Here is a 19,352-nt window from a genome sequence, read left to right as displayed (position 1 = left end):
CCTGGATGTGGCGGACGGATCAGCGGCGCACGATCTGGGGTATGACCTCCTCGGCTACGACTCCGGACAACACTTCGTGGCGGTTCGCCCGCGCCACCGCGCCCGCCGTGCGGGTGCTCGCTGGGCGGCGCTGGTTCCCGGCCTGGGCGGTGGTGCACCACCGCGGGCGGGTCAGCGGACGGGACCTGACCGTGCCGGTCGCCGTGGTCGCCACATCGGACGGCTTCGTCATCAACCTCCCCTGGGGTGCGCGGACGAACTGGGTGCGGAACGTCGTAGCGGCCGGCGGGTGCACGATCCGCTGGCGAGGCGTCGAACATCGGATGGACGATCCGAGGATCATCGATGCGGCGGCCGCGCGTCCGTATTACTCCCGGTTCGCCTGGAACGTCGCGCGCCGGCTGTTCCCTGCCGACGCCTGGTTGCTGCTTCGCCGGATTTAGCCTAGACCCGGCGCGGGGGCGGGTTCGGGTTATCCACAATGGCCGGTTGTCCACAGGCAGGCTTGACAGGTCGCGTACCCGCTGCCGGCGAGGGCCGGGCTGCGGTGGATCACCATCTAACGCCGTACCGGGAAATGGGCTGACCGCGAGTGATCGCCTGCCGTGGGCACCGGAATCGGATCAGGTGAACGGGCCGCGGACGGTAACGCCACCGTCGACGACCAAGTTTTGGCCGGCCAGGTATGCCGCCGAGCGGTGCTGCGGAGCCGGTCGCGGCGGGTTCCTGCCATCATCTCGGGGTGAGCAGGGGGCGGTTTACGGTCGGTGACGGGTATGCGGAGTACCGGGGACCGGCCACCGACGGCGCGGCCCATCGTCACGCCGCTTTCCAGATCGTCATCGCCGCGCAGCTCAACCCGCCCGGCGACGCGGCCCACCGCCACACCGTCCCCCAGGACGTCAGCGCCCCACCACTCAATGTGGCCGGCAGCGCGGTGGTCGACGGTGCCTCGCCGCCCGCGCGCCCTGGTGTCAGTTCGGCGGCTTCGCAAGGCGATGTGGGGGTGGTTGACGATGCGGGGATCGAGCATCGAGGGGTGGCCCTCGTCGTGCCGCCGATGGTGCGGCATCGGCTGCTACCCGCCGCGGACCTGGTGACGTTCTATGTCGAGCCGCACTCGGTGTTCGCGGACGACCTGCGCGCACGCTACCGGGACGGGATCGCCGCCGCGCCCGAACTGCACGACCTGCGCGAGATCGGCGAAGGGCGATCCCGGGCGCTCGATCCTCGGCTGGTCCGAGCGATGCGGCTGCTGTCGGAGCGGAACCTGTCGATGCCGGAACTGGCCGCCGAGGTCGGGCTCTCCCCGCAGCGCCTTCGTGCCCTGGCTCGGCAGCAGGTCGGCATGCCGCTCCCCCGCTGGCGGGTATGGGCCGAACTGCGCCGCGCCGCCGAAGCTCTGCGGGCCGGTCAGTCCCCGGCGGAGGCCGCCGTCACCGCGGGCTTCGCCGACCAGGCCCATCTGACTCGCCGCATGCGCGAAATGGTCGGCCTGACTCCAGCCGCAGTCCTCCCGATCCTCCGCGCCCACCCGCACCCGGCACCGTAAACGCGGTCGCTCCGACCGCCGCGCAACTGAGCCAGGCCGAATCGATCGGACCTCGCATCACGGAGTGCAGCAGACTCCGGCCAACGATCGGCTCCGCCCCGCGGGCTCCGGCCCCGCGATCAGCTCCGCGCTGCGGGCTCCGGCCCCGCGATCAGCTCCGCGCTGCGGGCTCCGGCCCCGCGATCAGCTCCGCGCTGCGGGCTCCGGCCCCGCGATCAGCCCCGCGCTGCGGGCTCCGGCCCCGCGATCAGCCCCGCACCGCAGGTTCCGGCCCCGCGATCAGCCCCGCACCGCAGGTTCCGGCCCCGCGATCAGCCCCGCACCGCAGGTTCCGGCCCCGCGATCAGCCCCGCACCGCAGGTTCCGGCCCCGCGATCAGCCCCGCACCGCAGGTTCCGGCCCCGCGATCAGCCCCGCACCGCAGGTTCCGGCCCCGCGATCAGCCCCGCACCGCAGGTTCCGGCCCCGCGATCAGCCCCGCACCGCAGGTTCCGGCCCCGCGATCAGCCCCGCACCGCAGGTTCCGGCCCCGCGATCAGCCCCGCACCGCAGGTTCCGGCCCCGCGATCAGCCCCGCACCGCAGGTTCCGGCCCCGCGATCAGCCCCGCACCGCAGGTTCCGGCCCCGCGATCAGCCCCGCTCAGCCACGTAGACCGAGATTGATCCGGTGATCGTTCGGATGACGTCAGCTTCGCGGACATCCTCGAAGCCGGCCGCGGTGATCAGCTCCGGCAATACCCCATCGGCATTCGGCTGGGTGTCTGCCTTGCCGTCCGCGAACTGCACCGTCCGAAACGCCAGCCGCATCAGGGCGGTCCGCTGAAGCCCGTAGTCGGTGATCACCAATCGGCCACCAGGCCGCAGAACCGCGGCCATCGACGCGAGCATGGCCCGCTTCATCGGCATCGGGCACTGATGCAGCACAAGACTGGAAACGACGATGTCCGCAGTACCCTCCCCGAGCAGCCCCGCCAGCGCATCACCCCGGCCCGAAACCCACCGCACGGCGCGCGTCTTCCGCTCCGCGATCGCAAGCACCTCGGGGTCGGGATCCACCCCGACGATCCGAGCTTCCGGCTCGGCCCGCACCAGCATCGACGCCAGCGAGCCGGTGCCACAGCCAACGTCGACAATCACGTCACCAGGCCGCGGCGCCACGTGCGCGACGGTCACCGCCCGCCACAGCCGCTCCCGCGTCAGCGCAATCACCGGATCGTAGAACCGCGTCGGCGCAAACCGCCCGAGCGCCGGGGTAAAACCGCTCTCACTCATGCCCGAAGTCTCAGCCGCACACCCCCGCTCAGTCTTGAACCAATCGCTCGCCCCGCTCACTGCTCTCACCAGCCCCGGCCCACCAGCCGACGCGCAGGCAGCGCAGGCAGCGCAGGCAGCGCAGGCAGCGCAGGCAGCGATTGTCAGGAAGCCACGTTGATCAGCCCCGTCTCGTAGGCGACGATCACCAGCTGGGCGCGGTCGCGGACGGGCAGCTTCGCCAGGATTCGTCCCACGTGCGTTTTCACCGTGGCCACGCTCAACCCCAGGTGCGCGGCGATCTCGTCGTTCGACAGCCCGCGGCCGACGAGCGTCAGCACTTCGCGTTCACGCTCGGTCACACCGTCCAGCGAACCCGGGATCGGCTTTCCGGGCCGCGGTTGCCGGGCGAACTCCGACACCAGTTTCCGCGTCACCTTCGGCGACAGCAGCGCCTCCCCGGCGGCAACCACCTGGATGGCGTTGAGCAATTCCCCCGCCGGACTGTCCTTGAGTAGGAAGCCGCTCGCGCCCGCCTGCAGCGCCCCATACACATATTCATCGTGGTCGAACGTCGTCAAAATCAACACGTGCACACCGCTGAGCGCGGGATTTCGGCAGATCAGGCGGGTGGCCTCGATGCCGTCCATCTCCGGCATCCGCACGTCCATGAGCACCACGTCCGGCTGGAGCTCGCCGGCGAGCCGAACAGCTTCGAGGCCGGTGGCCGCCTCCCCCACCGCCGTGCACCCCTCGCTGGAGTTGACCAGCATCTGGAAGCTCTCCCGCACCAGCGCCACGTCCTCGACGATCAGCACCCGGATCACCGGCCACCGCCGCTCGCCGCGCCGTCGACCGGAAGCAAGGCCGTCACGGCGAATCCACCGCCGTCCCGTGGCCCAGCGCTGAGTGTTCCGCCGTGCAGTGCCGCCCGCTCGCGCATCCCGATCAGCCCCTGCCCGCTCTTACCGGCGCGCACCGGCCGCTGCCCGTCGTCGTTGACCTCGACCCGGATGTCATCCGCACCGACGAGCACGGTGACCTGGCAATGTGCCGGCGCCGCGTGTTTCACCACGTTGGTCACCGCTTCCTGAACGATCCGATACACCGTCAGCTGCACCGACTCGGCGATCGTGTCGACGGCCGTCTCCTCCGGGCAGTCCACCGTGAGTGTCACGGACGCGTCGCCCGCCGAGGCCATCTCGACCAGTCTCGGCAGGTCGTCGATGCCGGGCGTAGGCGTATACGGGGTGTCCGCCCGCAGCATGTCCAGCACCTTGCGGACCTCGTACATCGCGGCCCGTCCGGTTTTCTCGATGACCCGCAGCGCGTCGCGTGCCGCGTCCGGCTGGGATTCCGCGACGTGGTTGCCGATCGATGCCTTCACCACGATCAGGGTCATCGTGTGCGCGATGATGTCGTGCAACTCCCGCGCGATCCGCAGTCGTTCCTCGATCGCGGCCTCGCGCCGCAACTGCTCGCTGCGCTGGGCATTCTGTTCCCGTCGCTCGCCGATGGCGAACCCGAGGATCGCGGACGGCGCGATCATCAGAGCGCCGAAGAACAAGGTCAGCAGCGGCGGCGGGCTGTCCGGCGCCGGAACGCTGTGGTCCGCGAAGAACATCGGCGCGCCCATACCGGCACTGATCAGGAAGCAGCAGACCCCCTGGATCAGAAATGCTCGGGTGTCTCGCACGGCGGCGCCGAAGGTATAAAAGGCCAGGACGAGCCCGCAGGCCGGCCCCGGTGCCGCGAAGGATGGGATGACCTCCGACCCCAGCGCGAGGGAGGAAGCCACCGTCACGGTGATCGCCACCGTGGTGGGCCAGCGGCGGCGGACCGCGATCGGCAGGCCGATCACCAGGGCAGTCAGCGCCGACACCCAGCCCGGCTCGGTGGGCTGACCGCCCGGCGGCGCCTCGATCGCCCCCGCCAGACAGATCAGCACGACGAAGGCCGCTCCGACCGCGTCGAGAACGTAGAGCTCGACCGGGCGGAGGCGCCTGATCACCTGAGCCGCGTCCATGCGCAAGACGGTATCCGGTGCGGCAGCGCCGCGCGTCGGCCCACAAGCTGTCATCCCCAGGGATGAGGAAAGACCGATTATTGGGTACGACGTACCACGCTGGTCGGAACGCGAAGTGTCCATCCTGGTCCGATGCGCCACCCGGCCCCGGCGCGGGATCGTTGCCGCCATGACGACGCAGACGGTTGTTCTGGAGGACGTCCGAGCCGCCTACGGCACGGGCGACCGGCAGGTGGTCGCGCTCGACGGCATCTCGGTGTCCTTCGAGCGCGGCACGTTCTCGGCGGTGATGGGCCCTTCGGGGTCCGGCAAGTCGACCCTGCTGCACTGCGCGGCCGGGCTCGACCGCCCGATCAGCGGCTCGATCGCCGTCGACGGTGTCGTGCTCGACCCGCTGACCGAGGATCAGCTCACGAGGCTGCGGCGGGACCGGATCGGCTTCGTGTTCCAGTCCTTCAATCTGGTCTCCTCTCTGACCGCTGAGCAGAACGTGGCGTTGCCGGCCCGGTTGGCCGGCCGCCGCACACCACCCGGCGACATCGCCGAGGCGCTGACCGCGGTCGGGCTGGCCGGGCGCCTCCGGCACCGCCCGAGCGAGCTCTCCGGCGGCGAGCAGCAGCGTGTCGCGGTCGCTCGCGCGCTGATCAGCCGTCCCGCGGTGGTGTTCGCGGACGAGCCGACCGGTGCTCTGGACAGTGCGACCTCGCGGCAGATCCTCGACCTGCTGCGGACGCTGGTCGACGAGCATCAGCAGACGGTGGTCATGGTGACCCATGATCCGGTCGCCGCCGCCCGTGCCGATCGGATCGTGTTCCTCGCCGACGGCCGGATCGCCGACGACGTCCAGGGGCCGCTGGCGCCGGAGCAGATCGCCGCTCACACCACGCAGTTGGTGGAGGAGCCGTGCTGAGGCTGCGCCGGACGATCGGTGCGCTGGTCGCCGTGGTGGTCGGGATCGCGCTGGTCACCCTCGCCCTGTTGTTGATCGTCGCGGGCCGGCCGAAGATCCCTGACCGGCTCGCCGCCGCCGCGGTGATCGTTCAGGCGCCGGCGAGCCACAGCCCCGCCGATCAGTTCTCACCGGCGATTCCGTGGCCGGGTGCGCGAGCCGAGGAGATGGGCAGTCGACTCGCGGCCCTTCCGGGGGTCGCGGCCGCGGTGGCGGACCGTTCCTTCTACGCCCAGGCCGTCGTCGGCGGGGAGCCGTCCGAGACCGTCGTGCAAGGTCATGGCTGGTCATCGGCCCGCCTCGGGGGTGGGCGCCTGGTGGCCGGCGAGCCGCCCAGGCGACCGGGCGAGGTGGTGCTGGACAGGGCCCTGGGCCTTCGGGCCGGAAGCACGGTCACGGTGCTGACGGCGGCGGGGCCCACGGCGTACACAGTGACGGGTTTGATCGATGCTCCGGGCATTTTGGTCTCGGACGAAGCGGCCGCGCGACTGTCCCCGGGTGTCGGCGCGATCGGGCTGGTCCTGGCGCCGGGCGCGGATGCCGGTTCGGTGGCGAAGGCCGCGCGCGACAGCGGCGGGGCGGCGGGGACGGTGCTGACCGGCGACGAGCGGGGAGCGCTGGAGCCGGGTGCGGACGCCCGGACACGCTGGATCGGGATGCAGGTCCTCACCGGGGTGGCGGCGCTGGCCGGCTTCGTCACGGTGTTCGTCGTCGCGTCCACGTTCGCCTTCACCGTCACCCAGCGACGGCGGGAGATGGGCCTGCTGCGGGCGGTCGGGGCTACGCCTCGGCAGGTGCGGCGGATGGTGTACGGCGAAGCGTTGCTGGTCGGCAGCGTCGGAGCGGTCCTCGGCGCGATCATCGGTGCCGCCGTGGCTCCGATGGCCGCACGGATTCTCATCGACGTGGGGTTCGAGCCGGCGACGTATGAAGTGCGGTACAGCGCGTTGCCGCTGCTGGGCGCGCTCGTGCTCGGTCCGCTGGTGGCTCTCGCCGGCGCTTGGACCGCTGCGCGCCGGGCCTCCCGGGTGCGACCGCTGGAGGCGCTGCGCGAGGCTGCCGTCGAGCAACGCTCGATGGGGCGGCTGCGTTGGATCACGGGCGGTCTGCTGATGGCGGCCGGTGTTGCGCTGGCCGTCGGCACCGCGACCTCGGACGACGCCCAGGATGGTGCGACGTTCGCGCTGTACGGGGCGATGGCGCTGGTCACCGGGATGGTCGCGCTCGCGCCCGCAGCGATTCCGCTGCTCGTCCGGCTATTGCGGCTCCCGATGCGGCGCGGCGGTGGCACGATCGGCCTCCTGGTTCGTGAGGGCGCGCTGAGCGCGGCACGGCGAACCGCGTCCACGGCCGCGCCGGTGCTGCTGACCGTCGCGTTCGCGGTGCTCGTCTCAGGCATGGTCCGAACGTCGACGGCGGCCTACGCGGCGGGCCGGGCGGCAGATGTCGCGGCCGGCCGGGTGATGGTGCCGGACCGGACGCCGGGGCTGTCCGACGCCACGGTGAGCGCCGCGACCGGCGCAGCGATCCTGCCGACCACGGTGTTCGGGCCGGATCAACGGGCCCTTCTCGCCCTCGGCGTCGAGCCAGCCACGTTCGCCGAGGCGGATCGGGGCGCACGAGTGGTCTCGGGTTCGGCGAACGGCCTTCGCGACACGGACACCGTCGTGGTCACCGAGTCCGCGCACCTGTCTCCGGGAGGAACGTGTCCGGTGGTCTTCGCCGACGGGCAGCGGATCGCGCTGCGGATCGTCGCCGTGGTCGCCGACGGGTCGATCCGGGGTGACCTCCTACTGTCCCGCGAGACCGTGCGCCGGCACGACCCGTCCGCGCTGACCTCTGCCGTTTACCTGGACCGCGACGTTCCGGCCGGCCTCGGTGCCCGGGTGATCGACACGGCCGCCTGGGCTGCGGAGGCCGACAGCAGCGAGGACCGGCTGGTGTGGATGTTCACGTTGATGTTGATCGGGGTGTCGGCCGGATACGGCGCGATCGCCGTCGCCAACACGCTGATGATGGCGGCCGAGGGGCGTGCACCCGACCTCCGGGTGGTGCGCCTGGCCGGGGCGACCCGACGGCAGGTCGCCGGGTACGTCGCGGCGGAGTCCACGCTGGTGGTGGCGATCGGGGCGGTGCTGGGCGGGGTGGTCGCTCTCGGGGCGCTGCTGGCCATCCGTGCCGGGCTGAGCGAGCAGACCGGCGCGGCAGTCCCGCTGGTGGTGCCGTGGCCGGTCGTCGCCGGGGTGATCGGCTCGTGTCTGCTGCTCGCGCTGGTTGCCGGGGCCCTGCCCACCCGACGGATGCTGCGCGCGCCCGCGCTGCATTCCCCACAGGCAGACCTATGAGACGACATCATCTCGGGCGCAGGATCACCACGTCATCGGCAGATCAAATGCCCACAAAACAGGACGGTACCCTCAGGCCATGAATGCAGCAGTGGAAGATGGAGCGCGGCTGGTCGAGGTCCGGGCGGGGATTCACGCCTGGGTGCAGCCGGACGGATCGTGGTGGCTGAACAACGCGGGGGCGATCACCACCGCGGCGGGGCAGCTCGTGGTGGACACGTGCGCTACCGCTACGCGGGCCCGGCGATTCCTGGATGCGTTGCAGGCAGCGACCGGGCAGGCTCCGAAGCTGGCGGTGAACACCCATCAGCACGGGGACCACACGTACGGGAACAGTCTTCTGCCTTTGCCGACCGTGATCATCGGGCAGGAGAAGATGCGGGAGGGCCTACGGGTCGATCCGATCATCGACGGATGTCCGCCGTTCTGGAGCCCGGTGCCGGACTGGGGTGACGTCGAGCGCCGCCTGCCGGACGTCACCGTCGGCGACGCGCTCACCGTTCATCTCGGCGAGCGGCGGGTCGAGCTGCGGCACCCCGGCGGGCCGGCGCACACCACCGGCGACCTGATCGCCTGGGTCCCGGACGAGCGCGTGCTGTTCACCGATGACCTGGTCTTCGCCGGGCTGACGCCGCTGGTGTTCATGGGTTCGCTGCCTGGGGCGCTGGCCGCGGTCGACTGGCTGGCCGGTTTCGGGCCGGAGGTGGTGGTTCCCGGGCACGGGCCGATCCTGAGCGGTGACGACATCGCGCGGGTGCTGGACGAGCACCGGCGGTACTACCGGCTGGTGATGCGGGCCGGCGCGGACGGGGTCGAGCGAGGGCTCTCGCCGCTCGACGCCGCTCGTGGAGTGGAGCTGGGTGAGTTCGCCGGGTGGGCAGATGCCGAGCGGCTGGTGCTGAACCTGCATCGGTTCTATGCCGACCACCACGGCACCGAGCTGGATCTGATCGCCGCGTTCACCGATGCGGTCGCCTACAACGGTGGGCCGCTCGCCACCCGCGTCTGAGGGATCGAAAGCGGACACCAGCGGCAGTGGAGACGCTGCCGATCAACAAGCGCCGGATGGAGACGGGAGGCGGGTCAGTGACGGCGGGACAGGTGAAGGGTGATGTCGGAGGTCAGGTCCACCTCGTCCGGCAGGGCACGCAGGACTCGAAAGAGACGGGTCGCCTTGCCCGTCTCCGCGCCGATCTCGAGGGCGGTCCGGATCGGCCGCCCGGGCCGACGCCCGGGAATTCGGGCGCGGTTCTGCCCTTAAGAGGGCAGACTCCGGCCGGTCATTGGAACGAGGCGTGCCGACCACCCTGGAATTGCCGGTGAGTGCCCCTAGACTGCCCGGCATGACGTGGCTCCTCGGTGCTGTGGTCTTTCTGCTCGGCCTGTTGCTGTCGATCGCCCTGCACGAGGTCGGTCACTACGCGCCAGCCCGCAGATTCAACGTCAAGGTGACTCAGTGGATGGTCGGAATCGGGCCGACCGCCTGGTCCACCCGTCGGGGTGAGACCGAATTCGGCATCAAGTGGCTGCCGTTCGGCGGGTACATCCGGATGGTCGGCATGCTGCCGCCGGCTCCGGGTACGCCGCCCGGCAAGGTGCGCCGATGGTCGACCGGTCCGCTGCGGTCGCTGATCGAGGGCGCCCGCGAGGCCGCCTGGGAGGACGTCGGCCCGCGCGATCACGGCCGGCTGTTCTACCAGCGCCCCTGGTGGCAGCGCGTGATCATCATGACCGGCGGTCCGGCGATGAACATGCTGCTCGGCTTCGTCTTCCTGTCGATCGCGCTCACCGGCATCGGCGTCAACACCGCTCAACCCACCATCCAGGCGGTGGTCGCGGCCAGTCCGGCGGTCACGGCCGGTCTCCAACCGGGCGACAAGATCATTGGGTACGGCGATGCGTCCGTCCGCTCGTGGGACGAGCTGACCGGGATGATCCGCGCCGATGCCGGTCAGCCGGTCACGCTGACCATCATGCGCGACGGCGTGACCGAAAAGGTGCCGCTGATCATGGGCGTCAACGGTCAGGGCGGCTTCCTCGGCGTCCAGCCGGCATATGCCCGCGAGCACATGACACCGGTCGAGGTCGCCGGTGTGGTCAGGGCCGCCGGTAAAGAGGTCGCGGTCGGTGTCTTCCACCTTCCCGAGCGGATGGTCGGCGTGTGGCAGGCCGCCTTCAGTGACGCGCCGCGGGCGGTCGACGGGCCGATCGGTGTCGTCGGTGCCACCCGGCTCGGCGGGGATGTTGCCGCGTCCGATCTGCCGGTCGCCGACCGGCTGTTGTTCCTGCTGGAGTTGCTGGGTTCGTTCAACATCGCGATCGGCGTCTTCAACCTGATCCCGCTGCTGCCGCTGGACGGTGGCCACATCGCCGCTGCTCTGCTGGAGGGTATGAAGCGTGGCATCGGCCGTCTCTTCGGCCGGCGGTGGACCAGGCCGGTCGACGTGGCCAGGACGATTCCGCTGACCTCGGCCGCTGCTCTGGTCATGGTCGCCATGGCCGCTCTGCTCGCCTACGCCGACCTGGTGAATCCGGTCCACTTCACCAGCTGAGCCGGTATTCCAGCAGGGCTGGCAGCGAGCCGCGCGCGGGCGGGCGGCTGTCGGCTCCGCGTGAGGGGCGCGGGCTTGGCGACACCGCTTGAGGGGGTGCGCCCCGGGCGGGCGACACGGCGCGAGGGGGCGGCGTGCATGCAGCCCCAGACGCAGGCACACGGCACGGGCGGGCGCGCGGCGCGTGCGGGCGACGTGCGGGCGACGTGCGGGCGGACGAGCGGCGCGGGGGCACGGGCGGCGTGCGAGCGAGCGGCGCGGGCGGCGCGGGCGCGAGCAGCGCGGGCGCGAGCGGCGCGGGCGGGCGGGCGGGGGTTAGGAGAGGGGGTTCAGCAGGGTGGTGAAAAGGGCGCCGATGAGGATGGTGGGTGGGGTGGCCAGTTGGGCTGCCTGCCACATCCAGATGTAGGACGGGGCGGCGCGGTCTCGGCAGATCCACAGGACCAGCTCGGCCAGGATGATGATTGCGGCTGACCACAGGCCGACGTGTACGCCGGTCAGGTAGGCGGGGGCGCCGGGCTGGGTGGCCAGGACTTCGGCCAGGGTGGGGCCGCCGCCCAGTTTGTCCTTGCTGGTGGTGGTGATCAGGCCGAGCAGGACGAGCAGGACCGCGCCGGGGAGTAGCCGGGCGAACAGGCGCATTTCTCTGCGGCGCCACAGCAGCCACATCGCGAACGAGACCGTGATCACCAGGGCGCACATCGCCCAGCCGAGCACGGCCATCGACCGGTTGCCGCAGCCGGTGGCCGAGCAGGCGGTTCGAACCAGCCACGGTGGCACGTGGCGGCCCAGGCCCCAGAACGTGTCCACCAGTCCGAGGGCCGCCGCCACCAGCACAGCGAGGGTCAGGCTGACCCCGAGACTGCGCTCCGACTCTTTGATCACGGCGGTACTCAATCATGAGGGCCGTGGTGGCGCCAAGGCGATCTGCGCTACATGCGGCCCGAGCCGCGTCGGACGTCTGGCCAGCGGCGACCAGATCGGGGCTGGCCAGCATCTCCGTTGGCCCGGGGCGAATCCCCGATCGGCCGAAATCCCGACCGGCTGGGCGGCTCGATCGGCTCGGTGGACTGGGCGGCGGGGCGGTGCGGGCGACGGGAGTTGCGGGCGGCTGGGCGGCTCGGTGGGCTTGAGCCCTGGGCGCTGGGCGGCTGGGCCCTGGGCAGCGGGGCTGCTGGGCGCTGGGCAGCGGGGCTGCTGGGCGCTGGGCGGGATGACTGATCGCGAAATTGATCGAAATCGGTCTGGCGACGATGGGATCGCGGACGGACCGACGACGGTGAGATCAGAATCGGTCCTGGGCGGCGGGGGGTGTGAGTGGTCCGCCGGCGGCGGGGCGGCAAAGTGTCGTAGCCCGAATCTAGGGTCTCCCCCATCGGCATTTCCGAACATCGACGGGGATGCCACACGGGGAAGGGATCCACTGTGAACAGACTGCGCAGGGCGATCGCCGCCGCTGCCGCCGCCGTGCTCGTCACGGTCGTCGTCGCGACGCCCGCCGAGGCCGCCGATACGACCGGCGTCGCGGTGGCCTATCAGATCAACGCCCGGCACGACGGGCTCTCGGCCGCCGGTGTGGGCGCGCCTCCGCTCACCGAGAAGTGGCGGCGCGACCTCGGCCAGGCGGTGTCCTATCCGGTCATCGCCAACAACCGGGCCTTCGTCACGGTCCGCACCGGGGACGACTACGGCACTTCGCTGTACGCGATCGACACCCGCACCGGCAAGGACGTGTGGGGTCCGGTCGCGCTCGGCGGCACCTACTACTGGTCGGCGCTGACCCTCGGCGCCGGGCGGGTCTACGCGATCAACGGCGACGGCCGGCTGACCGCGTTCGCCGTGCAGACCGGTCGCCAGCTGTGGCAGACCGACCTGCCGGGGCAGTATTCGTTCAGCTCGGCGCCGACGTTCCGCGCCGGCATGGTCTACACCGGCGGCGCCGGCTCGGGCGGGACGGTGTACGCGGTGAACGCCGCGACCGGCGCGGTGGTCTGGACCGCACCGGTGGCGAACGGCGACAACAGCTCGCCCGCGGTGACCGCCACCGGCGTCTACGTGTCGTACGCGTGCGAGCAGTCCTACCGGTTCGACCCGGCGACCGGCGCCAGCGTCTGGGTGCACTCCACCGGATGCTCGGGCGGCGGCGGCAAGACACCGGTGGTCGCGGCCGGCGGGCTGTGGGTGCGTGAGTCGTTCGACGGGTCGCTGCCGGTGCTCAACCTCAACACCGGTGCGGTGAAGACCCGCTTCGGCTCGTGGGGCATGCCGGCGCCGGCGTTCTCCGGCAGGACCGGGTTCTTCGTGGTCGGCGGTGTGCTGCACGCGGCGGCCGCGGCCACGCCGGACCAGCCGATCTGGACCTTCACCGGGGACGGCGGCCAGCTGCGCAGCGCGCCGATCGTGGTCAACGGCTACGTCTACGTCGGCTCGCAGAGCGGCCGGGTGTACGCGGTCGATCCGGTCACCGGCACCGAGGTGTGGTCGGCCGACACCGGCGCCGAGATCCGGCCGCCGGACGAGCAGAACGTCTCGACACCGCTGACCGGCCTGGCCGCCGGGCAGGGGGTTCTGCTGGTGCCGGCCTCCGGGCGTCTGGTGGCGTACGGCCGGTGAGTTAACTGCGGGTGGATCCCGCCTGGGATCCACCCGCACATCCGGATTCCGGAACCGGGAGCTATTGACCGGCCTCTATCGCGACAGTGAAGATCACTGCGAACCGCCAGCCCCATGGCGTGACGACACGAAGGGCCGACGACTCATGCGTCGTAACCGTCCCCTGGCCCGGATCGCCACCGCGTCCGGCCTGACCGCGCTCCTGCTCGTGGCCTCGGCCGCACCGGCCTTCGCCGACCCACCCCACAACCTTCCGCAGAACGCGGGTGGGTACGAGCAGTCGTTCTCCCCCGCCTACGACTACGACACCGACGGCTGTTACGCCACGCCGGCGATCAGCCCCGACGGCACCATCGCGCCCGGGCTGAAGACCACCGGCGCGGTCAACGGCAGCTGCCGCGACCAGTCCGACCTGGACAACTCCCAGACGTATGCCCGGTCGAAGTGCAACAACGGCTGGTGCGCGATCGTCTACGCCAGCTACTTCGAGAAGGACCAGGCTGTCGCCGGCAGCGGCCTCGGCGGCCATCGGCACGACTGGGAGCACGTGATCTCCTGGGTGAACCAGGCATCCAACCAGGTCGAATACGTCAGCACCACGCAGCACAGCTCGCAGGTGACCTATGCCCGGCCGCAGGTGCGCTTCGACGGCAGTCACCCCAAGACCGTCTACCACAAGGACGGGGCGTCGACCCACTTCTTCCGGCTCGCCAACAGCAACGACGAGCCGCCGGAGAACCACTACCACAACTGGCGGTACCCGCCGCTGGTCGACTGGAACGGCTACCCCAGCGTCGAGCTGCGGGACAAGTTGATGGCCGCTGACTTCGGATCGGCGACTATCAAGATCAAGGACGGGTCGTTCGAGTATCTGCTCAACGCGGCGAAGCCGGCCGGCATCGCCTTCGATCCCTACGCGTGAAGGCCGGCCGGGCAGGGCTTCGCAGACGGAGTCCTGCCCGGCCGGGGTGCTGGCGCTGACAGCGGGCGCAGGCAGCGGGCGCAAGCGCTGTCGCTAGCGCGGGCGTTGCGCGGACGCGGCGCGGGCGCGGAAGCTGCGCGGGCGCGGAGGCCGCGCGGGGCGTTGCGCGGGCGGCGGGCGCCAGCTGCGGACGCGGGCGCTGCGCGGGGCGTTGCGCGGGCGCCTGCAGCGGCACTGCTGCGGAGGCGGGTGCTCGCATGGGCGTTGGTGCTGGCAGCGGCGGCGGGCGTGGGTGCGGGCGGTGGGCGTCGGCGCGCGGATGCCAGTGGTGGGTGTCGGCGCGCGGGCGCTGGGGGTGGGCGCCCGCGCGGGAGACGAGGGCGTGCTCAGCGGACCTGTTTGGCCTTGAACTGCATGCGGGGGGTGGCGTAGAACTCCTGGGCCTGGACCAGCTGGAGTTCCCGCAGGCCGGAGCGGTACGTGGTCTCGATCAGGTCGAAGACGCTGGAGGCCGTTCGTTCCAGGGCCAGCGCCGCGTCCTTGGTGGCGACGTAGTGGGCCGCGAACAGGGCGGCCGTGACGTCGCCGGAGCCGTTTGCCTTGAACGGCAGGTGTGGGGTGGTCACCAGCCAGGCGCCGGTGGGGTCCACGACGAGCATCTCGATCGTGCCCTCCTCGCGGTCGGGCCGTTCGACGCTCGTGACCAGCACGGTCGAGGGGCCCATGGCCCGGGCGAGGTCGGCCGACTCGAGGGTCGACTCGATGCTCGCCGGCTCGGTGCCGGTCAGGAAGCCCAGCTCGAACTGGTTCGGCGTGATGATGTCGGCGACCGGCACGACCCGGTCCCGCAGCAGCTCGGGGATCTCGGGGGCGACGAAGCAACCGGACTTGGCGTTGCCCATGACCGGATCGCAGGCGTAAAGGGCGGCCGGGTTCGCGGCCTTCACCCGGCGCACGGCGTCGATGATCACGTCGCCGATGCCGACGCCGCCCTGGTAGCCGGAGAGCACGACGTCGATCTCCGGGAACACCCCGCGCTCCTCCACCCCGAGCAGGATCTCGGCCACGTCCGACGGCGGGATGAGCGGGCCGCGCCAGGCGCCGTAACCGGTGTGGTTGGAGAAGTTCACCGTGTACACCGGAACGACCTCGACACCGATGCGCTGCAACGGGAACACGGCCGCGGAGTTGCCGACGTGCCCGTGGGCCACCGCCGACTGGATGGACAGAACCTTCATCCGCCCAGCCTAGAGGCCACGCCGCGAGACCCGATCAGGCGGCAGCCGGCCGAGCCCGCCAGCCAGACGTGATCACGTTCGGTCATCATGTGGTCGGCTGGGCAGGCCCACGCTCGCGGCAGCGGCAGCAGCGGCAGCGGCGGCGGCGGCGGCGGCGGCGGCGGCGGCGGCGGTCAACCAACAGCAGCCCGCCGAGCGGCCGAAAGTACATCCGGCAGGTGACCATCCCGGGGTCCACCCGAGCATTACCGCCTGTGACTTTTCTAGCTTTGACTACGCGGCATTTTTGGCCAATGCTGCATAAGTCCGATTCCCCCGGTATGCCTGGTGCGCCGAGCACATCCCCACTCGCCGGCACCGCTGAAGGAGTCCCCCAGATGACCTACGCTCTCGACGACGCGACCATCGCCGATCTGTGCGCCAAGGCACTGAGCGAGCACACGTCGACGAACCGCTTCGTCGCACTGGCCCTGGCCACCCACGATCCGATGGCCGACGTCGCGCGAACCGTCGAGCGCATGGTGTTCGAGGAGTCGTTCGGCCTGGGCGAGGCCGCGATGCTGGCGGAGTACACGCCGTACGAGGAACAAAGCTATTTCTTCTTGATCCTCGACCGGGAGACCGGGTTGCCGGCCGGCGCCGCCCGCGCGATCGAGGGTGGCGGCAAGACCCTCGACGACGCGCCCGACCTGATCGGCCACTCACTGTCGGTGATCGTCGACATGCACGGCATGCACGACGGCGGGAAGATCTGGGACTACGCCACGCTCGCGGTGCTCCCCCGCTACCGCGCCGACCGCAACGGCCTGACCGTCAGCGGCATGCTCTACCGCGCGTTCATCAACGCCGGGCACCGCTGGAACGTCCGCCACGTGGTCTGCATGCTGGACTCGGCGGCCTTCCGCAACCTCGACATGCTCGGCGTACGTTTCGTCCCGATGGCCGGCTCGGAGCCGTTCGAGTACCTGGGCTCGGCCGCGAACCGCGCGCTGTACATCCCGTTCGACGAGATCGCCCGCTCGATGGGTGACATGGCGGAGCTGCTCAGCCAGCCCGAGGTCCCGGACGCCAACGGCCGTCGCCGGCCCGGGGCACGGCGCGTCACCCAGCGCCTGGCCTCGCAGGTCTCCTCCGGCGACGACCTCGACCCGCACATCGAGCTGCCGGGCTTCGAGCGCCGCCGCCGCCCGCGCGCCTGATCCGGCTCGGCCCGGCGCTGACGGGCGCAGCACTGACCGGGCCGGGCGCCCGCGCCTGATCCGGCTCGGCCTGGTGCTGACGGGCGCAGCACTGACCGGGCCGGGCGCCCGCGCGCCTGATCCAAGCAGTGCCGCGACCCCGGCCGTGACCCGGCCGCAACGCGTTGTACCGGCTTCGTGCCACACCGTCCGCACGGTGGTACCGGACCGTCCGGCGCGCTCGTAAAGTTCCCCCCGGAAGCCAGCCTTACCAGGGAGGACACGTTGCCGGCACAGGGTGCGGCTCGACGTCGTTGGTTCGTCACTGCTCTTATCGTCATGGTGATCGCCGCCGTGGCCGCCGGGCTCGCGCTGTCCCGCCTGCGGGCGGCCGAGGCCGGGTCCACTCCCGATCCGTCCACCAGCTCGGATCCGGTCGCCGGGTCGGATCCGGTCGTCCTCGACTCCGCTCCGGCCGGCTCCGACCCGTCCGACTCCGCTCCGGCGGAACCGGCGAGCAGCCACACGACGCGGCCCACCAGCACCCACACGACGACCACCACCACGGCCCCGGCCGGCCCGGTGATCTCCTACTACCGGGTCTCCGGCAAGCCGTCCTGCCCGTCCGGCACCGACCAGGCCAAGTTCCCGGGTGAGGACGTGACCCTGGAGTGGAAGGTCACCGGCGCCGACACGGTCACGCTGTCGGTCGACGGACCCGGCATCTACGCGGCCTATGACGCGAAGGACTCGGCGACGCTGAGCTTTCCGTGCAGCGGGGACCCGGGTTCCTACCAGTCCCACAAGTATCTGCTGACCGCGTCCGGTCCGAACGGCACGAAGACCAGGACCCTGACCGTGAAGGCCAAGGTCAACGAGATCACCAGCGTCTCCTGACCAGCGAGCCGGGGCGGGGCTTCCGCAAAGGAGGCCCCGCTTCGTGCGTGTCAGAAAGACGTGCGTGTCAGAAAGACGTGCGGGCCGGAAAGATCGGCAGTCACCAGGGGACGGAACCGTCGTCCTCGAAGAAGGCCCCGGTCGGCCCGCCGTCCGGCAGGGTCGCCAACCGGATCGCGGTGGCCGCCCCCTGCTCGGCGGTACGGTGCCCGCGGTAGCCGTTCAGATCGGTCGCGCAGTACCCCGGGCAGGCCAGGTTGATCAGGATGTTCGTGCCGGCGAGCTCCCGCGCGTACTGCACGGTGACCGCGTTCAGGAACGTCTTCGACGGGGAGTACGCCGCCGCGATCGGCCCGAGCTCGCCGCCCGGGGTGGACTGCCGCGTCAGCGAGCCGACGCTGCTGGACATGTTCACGATCCGCGGCGACGGGGCCCGGCGCAGCAGCGGGAGCAGCGCGTTGGTCACCCGGACCACGCCGATGACGTTGGTCTCGACGACCGTGCGGATGATGTCCAGGTCGGCCGTGGTCGGCTCCTGCTCCCGGCCCCCGGTGATGCCGGCGTTGTTGACCAGGACGTCGAGGCGACCGTAACGCTCCTCGATCAGCGCCGCGGCGGCGGCGACACTGGCGTCGTCGGTCACGTCCAGCGCCACGCCGAACGCGTCGACGCCGGCCGCCCGCAGCTTGGCGACGGCCTCCTCCCGGCGGGTGTCGTCGCGCGCGCCGACGCCGACGGTCACCCCGAGGGCGCCGAGCCCGGCCGCGATCTCGTAGCCGATGCCCTTGTTCGCCCCGGTGACCAGTGCAATTGTCTGTTCGCTCATGTCACCCAGCCTGTCCCGGACGGCACGAACGGGCCAAGACCGATCAGGTGCACCGGCGATACCCTGACGGTATGGAGACGCGGGAGTTGCGGTACTTCGTGGCGGTCGCCGAGGAGCTCGGCTTCGTGCGGGCCGCCCAGCGGCTCGGGATGGCGCAGCCGCCGCTGTCCCGGGCGATCAGCCAGCTGGAGCGGCGGCTCGGCGTCACGCTGCTGGAGCGGTCCAGCCGCGGGGCGACGCTGACCGAGGCCGGGTCGGTGCTGCTGCGCGAGGCCCGGGTGGCGCTGGACGCGGTCGAGGCAGCCGAGCGGCGCACCCGGCGGGCCGCGACCGAGCAGGCCGGGCTGATCCTGGTCACCAAGGCCGGCGCGTCGACGGAGCTGCTGGCCAAGCTGCTCGACGCCTACGAGGCGGAGCCGGACTCCGCACCCCTGGAAGTGGTCCTCTGCGGCATCGCCGAGCAGGAGCGGATGCTGCGCGACGGGCGGGCCGACGTGGCGCTGCTGCACCTGCCGTTCGACTCGACGGCCGGGTTCGACACCGAGGAGTTGGGCACGGAACGGCAGGTGGCGCTGCTGCCGGCCGGGCATCCGCTGACCACGCGGGAGCACCTGCGGCTGGCCGAGGTGCAGAGTCTGCCGGGGCTGCCGCTGCCGCGCTTCCGGGCCCGCGACGGCAGCTTCCCGGACGGGCCCGGCCCGCAGGTCCGCGACAGCCTGCAGGTGCTGCAGCTGGTGTCGCTCGGCCGGGCGTGCATGGTCGCGCCGGAGTCGAGCCGGCTGCACCTGCCGGAGGGGGTGGCCGCGGTCCCGGTCCTCGACGCCCCGCCGGTGACCACGGTGATCGCCTGGCCGCCGCACAGCCGCTCGCGCGCGCTGGCCGCCCTGGTCCGCACCGCGACGCGCCTCTAGAAGACCCCAAGATCAGAAAACCGGGACTTCGCCGTACGGCGTCAGCCCGATCCGACCCGCGCGGCGGGGCCGGGGCCCACGCCGTACCCAA

17 protein-coding genes are annotated in these 19,352 nt (G+C 71.4%); 11 read left to right on the top strand and 6 right to left on the bottom strand.

The annotated features are described in order from the left end of the window. Positions 1–41: 41 nt before the first annotated feature. On the top strand, positions 42–443 hold the full coding sequence (locus L3i22_RS16815) for a hypothetical protein (RefSeq protein ID WP_221327906.1): 402 nt from the start codon (positions 42–44) through the stop codon (positions 441–443). A 299-nt stretch (positions 444–742) separates the two neighbouring features. Beyond that, entirely contained in the window at positions 743–1,552 is an 810-nt protein-coding gene (locus L3i22_RS16810) for an AraC family transcriptional regulator (protein WP_221327905.1), read from the top strand. 631 nt (positions 1,553–2,183) lie between these two features. Here L3i22_RS16810 and L3i22_RS16805 read toward each other — a convergent pair. The 3 genes from L3i22_RS16805 to L3i22_RS16795 form a co-directional block, all read right to left on the bottom strand. Further along, positions 2,184–2,825, bottom strand: a complete 642-nt coding sequence (locus L3i22_RS16805; RefSeq protein WP_221327904.1) for a class I SAM-dependent methyltransferase — start codon at positions 2,823–2,825, stop codon at positions 2,184–2,186. A gap of 143 nt (positions 2,826–2,968) precedes the next feature. Continuing rightward, on the bottom strand, positions 2,969–3,631 hold the full coding sequence (locus L3i22_RS16800; RefSeq protein ID WP_221327903.1) for a response regulator transcription factor: 663 nt from the start codon (positions 3,629–3,631) through the stop codon (positions 2,969–2,971). Further along, a complete protein-coding gene (locus tag L3i22_RS16795; RefSeq protein WP_255658304.1) occupies positions 3,628–4,830 on the bottom strand; it encodes a sensor histidine kinase in 1,203 nt (400 codons plus the stop codon). Before L3i22_RS16795 ends, L3i22_RS16800 begins: the two co-directional genes overlap by 4 nt. Positions 4,831–4,999: 169 nt before the next feature. Here L3i22_RS16795 and L3i22_RS16790 point away from each other — a divergent pair, with 169 nt between their 5' ends. The 4 genes from L3i22_RS16790 to L3i22_RS16775 all read left to right on the top strand — a co-directional run bounded on the left by L3i22_RS16790 (position 5,000) and on the right by L3i22_RS16775 (position 10,676). Next, the gene (locus tag L3i22_RS16790; RefSeq protein ID WP_221327901.1) at positions 5,000–5,740 is read left to right on the top strand and encodes an ABC transporter ATP-binding protein; all 741 of its coding nucleotides are present in this window, start codon (positions 5,000–5,002) and stop codon (positions 5,738–5,740) included. After that, on the top strand, positions 5,734–8,124 hold the full coding sequence (locus tag L3i22_RS16785; protein WP_255658303.1) for an FtsX-like permease family protein: 2,391 nt from the start codon (positions 5,734–5,736) through the stop codon (positions 8,122–8,124). Before L3i22_RS16790 ends, L3i22_RS16785 begins: the two co-directional genes overlap by 7 nt. 79 nt (positions 8,125–8,203) lie before the next feature. Further along, entirely contained in the window at positions 8,204–9,133 is a 930-nt protein-coding gene (locus tag L3i22_RS16780) for an MBL fold metallo-hydrolase (RefSeq protein ID WP_221327900.1), read from the top strand. Positions 9,134–9,419: 286 nt separating this feature from the next. Next, positions 9,420–10,676, top strand: a complete 1,257-nt coding sequence (locus L3i22_RS16775; RefSeq protein WP_221327899.1) for an RIP metalloprotease — start codon at positions 9,420–9,422, stop codon at positions 10,674–10,676. A 315-nt stretch (positions 10,677–10,991) separates the two neighbouring features. Here the strand turns inward: L3i22_RS16775 and L3i22_RS16770 are convergent, their stop codons facing one another. Continuing rightward, positions 10,992–11,561, bottom strand: a complete 570-nt coding sequence (locus tag L3i22_RS16770; protein WP_221327898.1) for a hypothetical protein — start codon at positions 11,559–11,561, stop codon at positions 10,992–10,994. Positions 11,562–12,101: 540 nt separating this feature from the next. Between L3i22_RS16770 and L3i22_RS16765 the strand changes: the two genes are divergently transcribed. Together L3i22_RS16765 and L3i22_RS16760 are read left to right on the top strand one after the other, a co-directional pair. Then, complete coding sequence (locus tag L3i22_RS16765; protein WP_221327897.1) at positions 12,102–13,289, top strand: PQQ-binding-like beta-propeller repeat protein; 1,188 nt, start codon at positions 12,102–12,104, stop codon at positions 13,287–13,289. A 145-nt stretch (positions 13,290–13,434) separates the two neighbouring features. Next, a complete protein-coding gene (locus L3i22_RS16760) occupies positions 13,435–14,211 on the top strand; it encodes an NPP1 family protein (protein WP_221327896.1) in 777 nt (258 codons plus the stop codon). 386 nt (positions 14,212–14,597) lie between these two features. On the opposite strand, the gene pdxY is transcribed toward L3i22_RS16760, so the two are convergent. After that, positions 14,598–15,449: a pyridoxal kinase PdxY gene (pdxY, locus tag L3i22_RS16755; RefSeq protein ID WP_221327895.1), complete on the bottom strand. Its 852-nt coding sequence runs from the start codon at positions 15,447–15,449 to the stop codon at positions 14,598–14,600. Positions 15,450–15,826: 377 nt separating this feature from the next. Between pdxY and L3i22_RS16750 the strand changes: the two genes are divergently transcribed. Together L3i22_RS16750 and L3i22_RS16745 are read left to right on the top strand one after the other, a co-directional pair. Continuing rightward, positions 15,827–16,648 (top strand): hypothetical protein, encoded by an 822-nt coding sequence (locus L3i22_RS16750; protein WP_221327894.1) that lies wholly within the window; start codon positions 15,827–15,829, stop codon positions 16,646–16,648. A gap of 318 nt (positions 16,649–16,966) precedes the next feature. Further along, positions 16,967–17,524: a hypothetical protein gene (locus L3i22_RS16745; RefSeq protein ID WP_221327893.1), complete on the top strand. Its 558-nt coding sequence runs from the start codon at positions 16,967–16,969 to the stop codon at positions 17,522–17,524. Positions 17,525–17,624: 100 nt separating this feature from the next. On the opposite strand, the gene L3i22_RS16740 is transcribed toward L3i22_RS16745, so the two are convergent. Next, a complete protein-coding gene (locus L3i22_RS16740) occupies positions 17,625–18,350 on the bottom strand; it encodes an SDR family oxidoreductase (RefSeq protein WP_221327892.1) in 726 nt (241 codons plus the stop codon). Between the two features lie 71 nt (positions 18,351–18,421). On the opposite strand from L3i22_RS16740, the gene L3i22_RS16735 reads away from it, so the two are divergent. Beyond that, positions 18,422–19,261, top strand: a complete 840-nt coding sequence (locus L3i22_RS16735; RefSeq protein WP_221327891.1) for a LysR family transcriptional regulator — start codon at positions 18,422–18,424, stop codon at positions 19,259–19,261. The last annotated feature ends 91 nt before the right edge of the window (positions 19,262–19,352 follow it).

This window comes from Actinoplanes sp. L3-i22 (genome assembly GCF_019704555.1).
Taxonomy (GTDB): Bacteria; Actinomycetota; Actinomycetes; order Mycobacteriales; family Micromonosporaceae; genus Actinoplanes.
Note: the sequence above shows the minus strand (reverse complement) of the source record. Positions and strands in the feature narration are given on the sequence as shown.

Coding starts and splice junctions, on each gene's coding strand:
- L3i22_RS16795 (WP_255658304.1), bottom strand. CDS start 4,830: ATGGACGCGGCTCAGGTGATCAGGCGCCTCCGCCCGGTCGAGCTCTAC.
- L3i22_RS16780 (WP_221327900.1), top strand. CDS start 8,204: ATGAATGCAGCAGTGGAAGATGGAGCGCGGCTGGTCGAGGTCCGGGCG.
- L3i22_RS16760 (WP_221327896.1), top strand. CDS start 13,435: ATGCGTCGTAACCGTCCCCTGGCCCGGATCGCCACCGCGTCCGGCCTG.
- L3i22_RS16790 (WP_221327901.1), top strand. CDS start 5,000: ATGACGACGCAGACGGTTGTTCTGGAGGACGTCCGAGCCGCCTACGGC.
- pdxY (WP_221327895.1), bottom strand. CDS start 15,449: ATGAAGGTTCTGTCCATCCAGTCGGCGGTGGCCCACGGGCACGTCGGC.
- L3i22_RS16735 (WP_221327891.1), top strand. CDS start 18,422: ATGGAGACGCGGGAGTTGCGGTACTTCGTGGCGGTCGCCGAGGAGCTC.
- L3i22_RS16745 (WP_221327893.1), top strand. CDS start 16,967: ATGGTGATCGCCGCCGTGGCCGCCGGGCTCGCGCTGTCCCGCCTGCGG.
- L3i22_RS16740 (WP_221327892.1), bottom strand. CDS start 18,350: ATGAGCGAACAGACAATTGCACTGGTCACCGGGGCGAACAAGGGCATC.
- L3i22_RS16815 (WP_221327906.1), top strand. CDS start 42: ATGACCTCCTCGGCTACGACTCCGGACAACACTTCGTGGCGGTTCGCC.
- L3i22_RS16750 (WP_221327894.1), top strand. CDS start 15,827: ATGACCTACGCTCTCGACGACGCGACCATCGCCGATCTGTGCGCCAAG.
- L3i22_RS16805 (WP_221327904.1), bottom strand. CDS start 2,825: ATGAGTGAGAGCGGTTTTACCCCGGCGCTCGGGCGGTTTGCGCCGACG.